This is a genomic window from Mucilaginibacter sp. P1_A3, assembly GCF_056406855.1.
This window is the reverse complement of record NZ_JBFTZJ010000004.1, coordinates 422,697-435,231: the sequence shown is the minus strand read 5'-3', so window position 1 is coordinate 435,231 and position 12,535 is coordinate 422,697. Positions and strand designations below refer to the sequence as shown.

Below are 12,535 nucleotides of genomic sequence, written 5' to 3'. Positions count from 1 at the left end.
ACTTTGTCATGCTGAACATCGTGAAGCATCTATTATCGGGTATGCAAATCTGATATGCACAGTTCGCAACAGATCCTTCGCTATCGCTCAGGATGACAAAAGGGTTTGTTTTTAACTTAATTACTACAACATTCCACCATCAACAGGGATAACCTGCCCGGTGATGTAAGTTGCCATATCTGATGCCAGGAAAACACATGCGTTGGCCACATCTTCAGCTTCGCCGGCGCGTTTAAGCGGGATTGCTGCTGCCCAGCCTTCAACAACCTTAGGATCCAGTACTTCGGTCATTTCGGTTTTAATGAAACCCGGCGCAACCACATTGGTGCGTATGTTACGTGAGCCTAATTCTTTAGCCATTGATTTGGAGAAACCGATAATGCCCGCTTTTGAAGCTGCATAATTGGCTTGGCCTGCATTACCCTGTACACCTACAACCGAGCTCATGTTGATGAACACACCATTGCGGTTCTTCATCATGATTTTGGAGGCTGCTTTGGTAACGTTGAAGATAGATTTCAGGTTCACGTTTAAAACATCATCCCAGGCCTCTTCGGTCATACGCATCAGTAAACCGTCTTTGGTAATACCGGCGTTGTTTACTACAATATGGAGGGTGCCAAAATCGGCTATAATGTCTGAGATCAACTTTTCGGCTTCATCAAATTTGGAAGCATCAGAGCGGTAGCCCTTTACCTGTGTGCCAAAACTTTGCAATTCCTGCTCAAGCGCCTGGCCTTTTTCTACAGATGATAAATAGGTAAAAGCTACGTTGGCGCCGTGCTCGGCAAACTTTTCGGCTATTTTACGGCCTATTCCTTTTGATGCACCGGTGATAAGTGCGGTTTTTCCTTCTAATAATTTCATTTATGTACTATTTCGGGCGGTGAAGTTAGTTAATTATTGTGAAAAGTCCGAAAGTTGGAAAGTCCGGGAGTCGGAAAGTTTGAATTGGATAAAAGGAATTGCTGCAAGATTTCATTGAAATTTATGCGATCGTAAAGCTCAAAAATTAGCCAGTACTTAATGTTGACTATCAAAAGATTGCTTCAAAAAATCAGGAGAAAAAAACTTTCGATCTTTTCTGACTTTCGGTCTTTTCTGACTTCTCGACTAACAAAAAATATCACTACCTTTGCGGCTCAAAAAATCACTGTAAATGAGCCAGTCTGTTCAAATAAAAAATGCTTTAATTTCTGTTTACTACAAAGATAATTTAGAGCCTATAATCCACGAGTTAAATCGCCTTGGTGTTAATATATATTCAACCGGTGGTACCGAAACTTTTATACGCAATTTAGGCGTTAATGTAATACCTGTTGAAGATCTTACTTCATATCCATCTATATTAGGCGGTCGTGTTAAAACCTTGCATCCTAAGGTGTTTGGTGGTATTCTGGCGCGCAGAAGCTTTGATAGCGACCAACAGCAACTGGCCGAATTTGAGATCCCGGAAATTGACCTGGTGATTGTTGACCTGTATCCTTTTGAAGAAACCGTACAATCTGGCGCGGGTGCTGAAGATGTGATCGAAAAGATTGATATCGGTGGTATTTCCCTGATCAGGGCAGGTGCCAAAAATTTTAAAGATGTAGTGATCGTTGCATCAAAAGATGACTACGGTACGCTTGAAGATATTCTGAAAACACAGGATGGCATTACTACTATTGATCAGCGCAAATCATTTGCCCATAAAGCATTCAATATTACTTCACATTATGATACTGCCATTTTTCAGTATTTTAACCAGGAAGAGCCTTTGCCTGTTTTTAAACAGAGCATTCAAAAAAGCCAGACTTTACGTTATGGCGAAAATCCGCATCAAAAAGGTGTTTTCTATGGTAACCTTGATGCCATGTTCAATAAGCTGCATGGTAAAGAATTATCATACAACAACCTGGTAGATGTTGACGCCGCGGTTGCTTTGATCGACGAGTTCACTGGCGAGCCAACCATCGCTATATTAAAACATACCAATGCCTGCGGTATTGCTTCCCGCTCATTTATTAAGGAAGCCTGGATAGATGCTTTGGCATGTGACCCGGTTTCGGCTTTTGGTGGTGTTATTATTGCTAATGATGAGATTGATGCGGCTACAGCTACCGAGATCAGCAAGATATTTTACGAAGTACTGATTGCCCCGGCTTATACAGATGAGGCGGTACAAATACTACAGGAGAAAAAGAACCGGATCATCCTGGTTCGTCAGCCTGTTGAGCTACCTGCCAAGCAATTTAAAACTTTACTGAACGGTGTTATTGAGCAGGATAAGGATGCTGTTATTGAAGGCCCGGCTCAAATGAACCCGGTTACTAACAGGAAACCAACCGAGCAGGAAATGAAAGACCTGTACTTTGCCAACAAAGTGGTAAAGCATACCAAATCAAACACTATTGTGTTTGCTAAAAATAACCAGCTGATGTCAAGCGGTGTTGGTCAAACATCACGGGTTGATTCATTAAGGCAGGCGGTTATTAAAGCGCACAGCTTTGGTTTTGATTTGAATGGTGCTGTAATGGCATCTGATGCATTTTTCCCGTTCCCTGATTGTGTGGAACTGGCTGCAGAGGCAGGGATCACGGCGGTATTGCAACCGGGAGGATCAATAAACGACAAGCTATCAATAGCCATGTGCGATGAAAAAAACATCTCGATGGTTACCACAGGAGTACGTCATTTCAAACATTAATTTGATAAACACGAATTGCACTAATTATTTCGAATTTCACGAATTAATAAGGCAAGAATTACATTAATTAAAACGTATTTTCACAAGAGGATATTTACACGAACTGCAGGGGTAAAAAGTAACAAATAAAAGGGGTGGGGATACGAATAAGGGAATTTTTGAGTTATTATAACCAACCTGCATTAATTCGTGAAAATTGTGTAGGCAACGCAAGGATTCGTGAAATTCGTGCCCTTATATTATTAACTTTGCAGATTATTTCAAGGAAACATTAGATGGGTTTATTTAACTTTTTTACACAAGAAATTGCTATTGATTTAGGTACCGCAAATACCCTCATTATACATAATGACAAAGTTGTTGTTGATGAACCGTCTATCGTTGCATTCGACAGGACTACTAATAAAGTTATCGCCATTGGTCGGCAGGCCATGCAAATGGAAGGTAAAACACATGATAATATCCGTACCGTTCGCCCGCTTAAAGATGGTGTAATAGCCGACTTTAACGCCGCCGAGCATATGATACGCGGGATGATCAAAATGATTAACCAGGGTAAAGGCTGGTTCTTCCCTTCATTACGTATGGTAATCTGTATTCCATCGGGTATTACCGAGGTTGAGAAACGTGCTGTGCGCGATTCGGCCGAGATTGCCGGCGCCAAGGAGGTTTATCTTATTCATGAGCCAATGGCTGCCGCGGTAGGTATTGGTATTGATGTGGAAGAGCCAATGGGTAACATGATCATCGATATTGGTGGTGGTACTACCGAGATCGCGGTTATCGCTTTATCAGGTATTGTTTGCGATCAGTCTATCCGCGTAGCGGGTGATAACTTCGACTCTGATATCGTTCAATATATTCGCCGTCAGCATAACATCATGATTGGTGATCGTACTGCCGAGAAAATCAAGATTGAAGTTGGCGCCGCATTGCCTGAACTTGCAGATCCACCGGCTGATTTTGCTGTACAGGGTCGCGATTTAATGACCGGGGTACCAAAGCAGATCATGGTATCATATACCGAAATTGCGCATTGTCTTGATAAATCGATTTCAAAGATCGAGGAAGCGATATTAAAAGCATTGGAAATTACCCCGCCCGAACTTTCGGCGGATATTTATCAAACCGGTATTTATTTAACCGGTGGTGGTGCCCTATTGCGCGGACTTGATAAACGTGTGGCAGCCAAAACAAAGCTGCCGGTTCACGTAGCCGAAGATCCGCTGCGCGCCGTAGTACGCGGAACCGGAACCGCCCTTAAAAACATAGGTAATTTTAAATTTTTAATGCAATAGTTGATAATGACTGAATTATTGAATTAGTGAATTAGCGATTTTTAATTGCTTCTTTTTCAATTCAATAATTCAGTCATTCACTAATTCACTAATTATAAAGCAATGCGTAACCTCTTGATATTTATCACTAAGTATAACGCGTTTTTTTTATTCCTGATTTTTGAAGTAAGCTCGCTGCTTATCTACATTAAATACAACTCTTTTCAAAAAGCTACTTTTATTAATTCGCAAAACCAGGTTACCGGTAGCTTATTTGCGCAGGTAAGTGAGTTTAAAGGATATTTATCTTTAAAAGAGCAAAATGATAGCCTGGCACGTGAAAATGCCAAATTGAGGGGAATGCTTAAAACCTCATTTTATGTTGATACAGTTGAAAAGCATAAAGTGGTTGATACCGTTTACAAGCAACAATACACTTACCTTGTGGCCAGGGTTATCAATAATTCAACCAATCAATCAAATAATTATATTACCATAAACAGGGGCCGCAAAGACGGGATTGCAAAAGATATGGGTGTAATTTGCGGGGCAGGTGTTGTAGGGATGGTGGCCGACGTTACAGATCATTTTGCTATTGTTAAATCGCTGCTGCATTCCAAAAGCCAGTTTAGCGCCATGCTGGCAGACGATAAAGCCGTAGGTTCGTTTACCTGGGTAAGTAATCTCGACCGGCATAGAGGGTTGCTGAGCCTGCAAAACGATGCAAGGCCAAAACTGGGCGAACCGGTAGTTACATCCGGCTATTCTCTTTTCCCTACCGGGATTCCGTTTGGTAAAATAACAAACCTTCATGCAAAGGAAGGTGGTTTATTGCTTAACGTTGAGATTGGCTTATCGGTTGATTTTGCGAAACTGCAATACGTATATGTGGTAGTTAACAAATTTGCACAGGAACAAACGGGGTTGGAGGCCGTACAAAGTAAATAATGGGCCGTACTATTATCATCAATACTATCCGCTTTTTGGTTTTGGTTTTTATGCAGGTATTCCTGCTTAAAAACATTGCCTTTTATAATCTTGTTACACCTTACTTCTATATCCTGTTTATTTTGCTGCTGCCGTTTGAGATTCCAAATGTGCTGCTGTTTGCATTGTCATTCCTACTGGGACTTACTGTAGATGCATTTTACGATACTCCGGGGCTGCATGCGGCGGCATGTGTAGTACTTGCTCTGGTGCGTATACTCTTTATAAACATAACCGTGCAAAAAGAAGGTTTTGATAATGAGCCCGAACCTACGCTGAGCATTATGGGCTTAAGGTGGTTTTTCACTTATGCGCTAATACTTACCTTATCCCACCATTTTTTCCTGCTAAACCTTGAAGTATTTAGTATTTCTGCAGTGCAGTACACACTAAGCCGTGTTGTTTTGAGTTCAATATCTACTGTGTTTTTAATATTGATTTCTGGCCTTCTATTTTTCAAAAGGAAAGAACGTAAATGAATAAATTTTTTGAACGTCGCTACGTTGTAACAGGTATTTTTATTGCTATAATTTTTACGCTGCTTGCAAGGCTTTACTATATTCAGATAGTTGACGACCGCTACGCTCTTTATGCCACTAAAAATGTTATCCGCAATTTTATTGTATACCCGGCCCGTGGACCTATACTGGACAGGAACGGTAAAGTACTTGTTCAAAATGAGCCGATCTACGATATCATGGTTAACCCAAAAGAGGTAAAACCTTTTGATACCCTTGAGTTTTGTAGAATGGTAGGTATTGATAAAGCCGGTTTTGATAAACGATGGATCAAGGCCGTTAAATATTCACCCAATAAAGATTCTCCTTTTGAAAAGCAGGTACCAGCCGAGCTGTTTGCTTCGCTGCAGGAGAAAATGGGAGATTTTGTTGGCTTTTACATATTACCCCGTACGGTGCGTACCTACCCGGATTCTGTAGCTGCACAATTTTTAGGTTTTATTGGCGAGGTGTATGACCGGGATATTAAACTCTCGGGGGGGTATTACCGCCTGGGTGATTATATTGGTAAAACAGGTGTCGAGAAAGCTTATGAAAATGTGCTTCGCGGCCAGCGTGGTGTTAAAAGCATGATGGTTGATTCGCGCGGGGCGCAAAAAGGCTCATTTGCCAATGGCGCTTTTGATACCGTTGCCCGTACAGGCGAGCGGCTTACCTCATCGTTAGATATTGACCTGCAAAAACTGGGCGAGAAACTAATGACGAACAAACTGGGTAGTATTGTAGCCATTGAACCTTCAACCGGCGAGATCCTAGCCTATGTAAGCAGCCCGACTTACGATCCTAATTTGATGGTGGGGCGCGAGCGTGGCAACAATGCGGCCAAAATGTACAATGATCCGTATAAGCCCTTTTTCATCAGACCCATACAGGCCCAATATCCGCCGGGTTCCTCATTTAAGCCATTAAGTGCTTTGATAGCGTTGCAGGAAAATATTATTTCACCTTCAGAAACCTACTATTGTACAGGTCACTATAGAGCTGGTAACCGATTGGTACCTTGTAACAACGGCGAAGCCCATGGTTCGGTTAATATGGGCAAAGCAGTAGCCGAATCCTGTAATGGTTATTTTTCGATGGTATTTCAACGTATTTTGGAACGTAACGGAACAAAGTATACCGAAGCCGAATTTACCAAATGGAGGGCCAACGTAATGAAATTCGGTTTAGGCACCCGGCTCGACCTGGATATGCCGGCCGAAAGCCGCGGAAACGTTCCAACTCCATTACACTATGATAACGTTTATAAAAAAGGTGCCTGGCGCGCCAGTACCATCATTTCTTTAGCTATAGGCCAGGGGGAGTTATTGGCAACGCCTTTACAAATGGCTAACCTGGAATGTACCATTGCCAATCATGGTTTTTTTTACAAGCCACATTTAATTAAAGCCATCGGCACCGAAAACGTAATTAAAGCGGAGTATACCAAAAGGAATTATGTTGGTATCGATTCGCAATATTTTGAACCTGTTATTAATGGAATGCAAGCCGTGGTTGAGGGTGGTACAGCCCGGAGATCAAAAATTCCCGATATTATTATGTGTGGTAAGACAGGTACCGCGCAAAACCCGCGTGGCGAGGCTAACTCTGTATTTGTAGCTTTTGCCCCGCGCGAGAATCCTAAAATTGCTATAGCCGTAGTGGTTGAGAATTCTGGCGAGGGTGCACACTGGGCCGCGCCAATTGCCAGCTTTATGGTGGAAAAATATTTAAAAGGAAAGATCACTCCGCGCGAATCGGGAATTACGGTTGATTATTTTGCAAATGCCAATCGACTGCCTGATCTTGGCCTTTATGAGCTCGACCTTAAGAAAGAGCGTCGGCGTGATAGTATCCGAACCGCAAGAGCCGATTCGATTAAAAAATTTAAGGCCGATTCTATAAAAAAAGCAGCCCGGAATAAACTGGCAAACAATAATAAGCGTGGTGTGTGGGTTAATTTTTTAGCCGCAGGGAGGACTGGCAAATAATATGAATAACAATAATAACCAGCGCAGTTTCTTTTTTAATGTTGATTGGGTTACGGTGTTTCTGTACCTGGTACTTTGCACCATTGGCTGGTTTAATATTCACGCGGCTGTGTTTGATGAAAGGCACCCAAGCATTATTGACGGGGCTACTAACTATGGCAAGCAGTTCATCTATATTATAGTAGCTGTAGTGGTGGGTATGATTATTTTATTGTTGGAGAGCCGTTTTTTTAGTGCGCTTTCTCCGGCTTTTTACGCTATAACGGTGCTGTTGCTTATCCTGGTTTTAATAATAGGCAGAAATGTGGGCGGCAACCAGGCTTGGATAAATATGGGTGGTGGTTTCAGGCTGCAGCCCTCGGAGTTTGCCAAGTTTTCTACCTGTTTATTATTGGCCCGTTACCTGAGTGGGCCTAATATTCGCGTTACCGAACCAAAATCATTTATGGCTGCAGCCGCAATTATTGGTGTGCCGATGGTGTTGATTATGCTGCAACCGGATACGGGTTCAACGCTGGTATTTTGCTCCCTTATATTTGTATTATACCGCGAAGGTTTATCCCCTTATTTCCTGGCTGTTTCGGGTTTGCTGATCACCCTTTTTGTGGTAGCACTTTTGTTTAATCCAATAAGTATAATTATTGGGCTGGTAGCATTTACGGCGCTGGTGATCTTTTTATTTAGACGCAACCGCAAGCTTATCACTACCATGCTGATAGGATTGGCCATTTCCATATCGTTTATTTTTTGCGTTAAATTTATTTATAGCCACGTTTTAAAACCTCACCAAACCGAGCGTATCAATATCCTGTTGGGTATTACTACTGATTTACGGGGTAAGGGCTACAATGTAAATCAATCAAAAATAGCTATTGGCTCGGGCAAATTATGGGGTAAGGGGTATCTGCATGGCACACAAACCAAGTATGCGTTTGTACCAGAGCAAAGCACCGACTTTATTTTTTGTACCGTAGGTGAGGAGTGGGGCTTTGCCGGTTCTGTTGTGGTAATAGGGCTGTTCCTGTTTTTAATCCTGCGTGTAATTTTTATTGCCGAGCGACAGCGATCGCCATTTTCGCGAATCTATGCTTACGGGGTGGCATCAGTGTTGTTCTTCCACGTCGTGATCAATATCGGTATGACCATTGGTGTGGTTCCTGTGATAGGTATCCCGCTGCCGTTTATCAGTTATGGAGGCTCATCACTGTTAAGCTTTACCATTCTCCTGTTTGTGCTTATTAAGCTCGATTCAAATAGAATGGGAATTATTTAGATTTCGGATTTGGGATTTTCGATTTCGGATTTATCATGATGTCAGTCTCAAAAAGTCTGACTAACCCCGTTAATCCTGGTACAGGCAAAAAAAGCCGCTTGTGAGAACACAAACGGCGGAAATAAAATCATAGCTGGGGTATCCCAGAAAATGGGCTTACAGTCTTATATTCATCCCCACATTATAATTTCGCAAAGGCGAAGCATTATAATACCGGTTACCAATAGCATTCAAGTCATTACCCAAACTGTATTTTTCATTCAGGATATTATCGGCACCGGCAAAAAGCTCTAAATGGTTGTTACGGCCGAAAGTTGGTTGCCAGCTAATTTTTGCCTGCAGCAGGTTATAATGCCCTGCATAAACGGTGTTGGCATCATTTAGCGGGATCTTTGAGGTATAGTTATGTTGTGCGAATAAGGAAAGATCTGCAGGGAACTTAACTTGAAATCCAGATACAAAAACATGCCTTGGCACCCCGGTTAAACGGTTACCCGCATAACTGGCGTTTGTAGTGGCATCATTATAATCCCTGAACGTGAATTTACTGTATGTGTACGATTCATTGAACTGCAGGCCACGGATAAAATGGGTATTGTTCTGCGCAATCAACCAGTCTGTAAATGCCAGTTCAAAACCGGGCTGGTTGGTGCCACCGGTGTTGATATAGTGTTCTGTTTCATTAGCATTTAAACGGCGTACAATGGCATTGTTTAACCGGTAGTAAAATACCGAGGCATCCAGCAACATGGTTTCATCAGTATTACGCAGTCTAAAACCTGTTTCATAATTCCATCCTGTTTGTGCTTGCAGGGCGGTGTTGATGATGTTATCGGTCGGCCTTACTTCTGCCGTGGTAGGTGTGGAGTACCCGCGGCTTACCGATGTTCGCCAAATAAAGTTATTGGTAACCTGGTAGCTTAAAGCCAGTCTGGGCATTAGTTGCGGAGTAAAATCACGGTTGGTAAAACCGCTTTGGTTAAGTGGGTAAATGTTCCTGAAATCGTAACCATACCAATTTAAGCTCAGCGCGGCTTCTACATGCAGGCGTTTAAAAATATCAGCAGCGTAACGGCTAAAAATAAAATGCTGGTTTGAGTGGATGTCATCGCTGGTTTGAGTAGTATCTTTCGCACCTTTTCTGTTGCCGTAATTGCTGATACGGGAGTTGGTTTGCTGCCACTCCAGCCCCAGGTTTACTTTCCAGTTAAAGTTTTCTTTGGGTGCGCCTGCCAGTTCAAAATAGGTACGCAGGCCGTAGGTGTTTTCGCTTCGCTGCTCAAAATTGGTAATGGCAGGGTTGGCAAAATCTACGTGGTTGCCAAACACCGAGATCACGTTTCTGATATGGTTGGTAAAATGATATTCATTGGTAAGGCCGCCCAGGTACATTTTGGTACTGATGCCTGTTTTTTGCTGAATGGCTCCCGGGAAAGCAGGTGTGGGCAAACGGGCCTGGCGGGGATTGGCTGTATACTGAGCCAGGTTTAATCCGCCGGGTGTTTCATAGGCAAGATTGGAGTAGATGCCTAAAATCCGCAATTCGTTCTTATCACTATAGTTCCATTTATCTGCAAGCTGGATATAATTACGATGGGTATCGCTGTTTTGCCTGTATCCATGATAGGTTTGGAAACTTTGGTTGATGTTAAACAAATTGGTACCCGAGTGTACTTGCAACGTTACCTTTTCATGAAACAAACCATAGCTCCCCGTATTTACTCCTGCTGATAAATAGCTGGAATCACTATACCGGTTTATAGGGCTTAATAAAACCACCCCGCCAGAGTTTGCGCCAAACAAGCTGCCATCGGGGCCTTTTAATATTTCGATACTGCCTATGCTGCCAATATCAATAGCGTTCAAATAAGAGTTTCCTCCCGCATCTGTAAGCGGGATCTCGTCGAAATAGATTTTTACATCCCTCACCCCAAAAGGCGACCGCAATAAACTCCCCCTGATTGATAAACGATAACTGCCCGGCGAACGCTCCTCTGCTCTTATACCAGGCACCGTGTTTAAAGCAGATACGAAAGAATTATCGGGCTGTAACTTTAACTGGGCCGAACCAAGCACACTTACTGAAGCGGGCACACTTAATACAGGTTGCTCGCTCAAATAACCATGTACGGTTACCGTGCCGAGGTGTGTAACACTATCTTTTTGGGCGTTTTTTTTGGTTTGAGCGCTTGCATTTATAATGAGGGTAAGTACAAGAAAAAGGGAGAGGTATAGTTTTGTCATATAATGGCTTGGATAGACAAAAGTAGCTGTTTTAACTTTTAAACCCGTATCGCGTTTTACTAACAAGTTAGATAGGGCCGCTTAATTACGCTCATTAGTTCTTAACGCCTCATACTCTTTTATTAGTTTTTTGGTAGCGCGTGCCAGGTAGGCGGTAATTAACAAAGTTTTAAGATCATCGGGCGATACCGTTTCAAGGCGTATCAGCATGTATTTGTAGTTAAGGTAATGATCGGTAATGAAAAATGTATGCGGATCAACTGCCATCCACTTTTCACGTTCAACGGTGTGTAAGGCAAGCAGTTCATTCTTTAGTTTCACATTGGTGAAAATCTTATTATTTACATAAAATGCAGGATCATCAAAACACATCTTCTCGGTAACTCCAGGTAAGGGGAGCAGCATACTGCGCAGAAATTGCATGAAGATAGACATATCTGTTGCCATATTTAAAGTTAGGTAAATGTGGCTGGTTTTGGATAGTACTATTTAATTTTCATTTATTGCCACTGGTTTTAACCAACAAAACACCCGGAGATTTATTAAAAAACGCTAATTTTCGACCATGCAAAACAACTTCCAGCAAGCATTTGGCAATATTGATATTTATCTGTTCGATCAGTTATTAAAGGGGCGGTTTGATAACTGCAAAACCATCCTCGATGCCGGATGTGGTGGCGGACGCAACCTGGTGTATTTTTTGCAGAACGGATATGAAGTACATGGGGTTGATCAAAGTGAGGCAGCTATTGATGCCATAAAACAGTTATCAGCTTTATTATCTCCCCAAAATTCTATAGATAATTTTACTGTTGCAGGGGTGGAGGCTTTACCTTACGGCGATGATTTTTTCGACCTGGTTATATGCAGCGCCGTACTGCACTTTGCACATGATGAGCAACACTTTGAAAGTATGGTACGCTCGTTATGGCGGGTGTTAAAGCCGGGTGGCTACCTGTTTGCAAGGCTGGCATCTGATATCGGTATAGAAGAATTAGTAGTATCAAGAGGTAACAGGCGCTACTTATTGCCCGATGGCTCCGAACGTTTCCTGGTAAATGAGGATACCCTGTTGCACTATACACGTGAATTGAATGGTACGCTTTATGAACCTATAAAAACTACCAATGTGCAAAACCTGCGGTGCATGACCACCTGGTGTTTGCAAAAACGGTAATCGTAAGAAGCCGTTTAAAAATAGAGAAAAAGGTCGTCATTTGCGAGGTACGAAGCAATCCCAAACTGTGCAGATCGGATTTGTAAAGCTACTCTGTAAGGCGGGGATTGCTTCGTGCCTCGCAATGACGGGTGGTTAAGTGCTTCATTAGAAGCATAAAAACATTAATAAATCAAATTTAAACAGCTTCTTATATTTCTTTCTTTTTTTCATGCTGATTGAAGTATCTATTTGTCGGGATGGATATTTGGTTAATGATTCTTCGATATGCTCAGGAGCAACGAAAGGGGTATTTAATTTCCAAATCCGTCAACACAAATATTTTTCTCCAATAAAAAAAAGTGACTATATTCACATTTTCAAAACTGGTGTTAATCTTACACTTATTATAAACCAAATT

10 protein-coding genes are annotated in these 12,535 nt (G+C 42.1%); 7 read left to right on the top strand and 3 right to left on the bottom strand.

Annotation, left to right across the window (positions count from 1 at the left end; translation table 11 throughout):
- Window positions 1–123: 123 nt before the first annotated feature.
- Window positions 124–867 carry a 3-oxoacyl-[acyl-carrier-protein] reductase gene (gene fabG / locus AC1D0K_RS10705; RefSeq protein WP_295718403.1) on the bottom strand — a complete coding sequence of 248 codons (744 nt, stop codon included), beginning with the start codon at window positions 865–867 and terminating at the stop codon, window positions 124–126.
- A 292-nt stretch (window positions 868–1,159) separates the two neighbouring features.
- On the opposite strand from fabG, the gene purH reads away from it, so the two are divergent.
- From purH to rodA, 6 genes are all read left to right on the top strand, one after another.
- Window positions 1,160–2,689 carry a bifunctional phosphoribosylaminoimidazolecarboxamide formyltransferase/IMP cyclohydrolase gene (gene purH, locus AC1D0K_RS10700; protein WP_477394809.1) on the top strand — a complete coding sequence of 510 codons (1,530 nt, stop codon included), beginning with the start codon at window positions 1,160–1,162 and terminating at the stop codon, window positions 2,687–2,689.
- A 275-nt stretch (window positions 2,690–2,964) separates the two neighbouring features.
- Window positions 2,965–3,987, top strand: coding sequence for a rod shape-determining protein (locus AC1D0K_RS10695; RefSeq protein ID WP_090651245.1), 1,023 nt, complete (start codon window positions 2,965–2,967; stop codon window positions 3,985–3,987).
- A gap of 102 nt (window positions 3,988–4,089) precedes the next feature.
- Window positions 4,090–4,914: a rod shape-determining protein MreC gene (mreC, locus tag AC1D0K_RS10690; RefSeq protein ID WP_295718408.1), complete on the top strand. Its 825-nt coding sequence runs from the start codon at window positions 4,090–4,092 to the stop codon at window positions 4,912–4,914.
- Window positions 4,914–5,432, top strand: a complete 519-nt coding sequence (locus AC1D0K_RS10685) for a rod shape-determining protein MreD (RefSeq protein WP_295718409.1) — start codon at window positions 4,914–4,916, stop codon at window positions 5,430–5,432. The genes mreC and AC1D0K_RS10685 overlap by 1 nt, the downstream gene beginning before the upstream one ends.
- On the top strand, window positions 5,429–7,441 hold the full coding sequence (mrdA, locus tag AC1D0K_RS10680; RefSeq protein ID WP_477442354.1) for a penicillin-binding protein 2: 2,013 nt from the start codon (window positions 5,429–5,431) through the stop codon (window positions 7,439–7,441). Before AC1D0K_RS10685 ends, mrdA begins: the two co-directional genes overlap by 4 nt.
- Before the next feature lies 1 nt (window position 7,442).
- The gene (gene rodA / locus AC1D0K_RS10675; protein ID WP_295718414.1) at window positions 7,443–8,714 is read left to right on the top strand and encodes a rod shape-determining protein RodA; all 1,272 of its coding nucleotides are present in this window, start codon (window positions 7,443–7,445) and stop codon (window positions 8,712–8,714) included.
- A 156-nt stretch (window positions 8,715–8,870) separates the two neighbouring features.
- Here rodA and AC1D0K_RS10670 read toward each other — a convergent pair whose 3' ends face one another.
- Window positions 8,871–10,958 (bottom strand): TonB-dependent receptor, encoded by a 2,088-nt coding sequence (locus tag AC1D0K_RS10670; protein WP_477395851.1) that lies wholly within the window; start codon window positions 10,956–10,958, stop codon window positions 8,871–8,873.
- Between the two features lie 81 nt (window positions 10,959–11,039).
- Window positions 11,040–11,405 carry an MmcQ/YjbR family DNA-binding protein gene (locus tag AC1D0K_RS10665; RefSeq protein ID WP_477395849.1) on the bottom strand — a complete coding sequence of 122 codons (366 nt, stop codon included), beginning with the start codon at window positions 11,403–11,405 and terminating at the stop codon, window positions 11,040–11,042.
- Window positions 11,406–11,523: 118 nt separating this feature from the next.
- Between AC1D0K_RS10665 and AC1D0K_RS10660 the strand changes: the two genes are divergently transcribed.
- The gene (locus AC1D0K_RS10660) at window positions 11,524–12,135 is read left to right on the top strand and encodes a class I SAM-dependent methyltransferase (protein ID WP_477395847.1); all 612 of its coding nucleotides are present in this window, start codon (window positions 11,524–11,526) and stop codon (window positions 12,133–12,135) included.
- The last annotated feature ends 400 nt before the right edge of the window (window positions 12,136–12,535 follow it).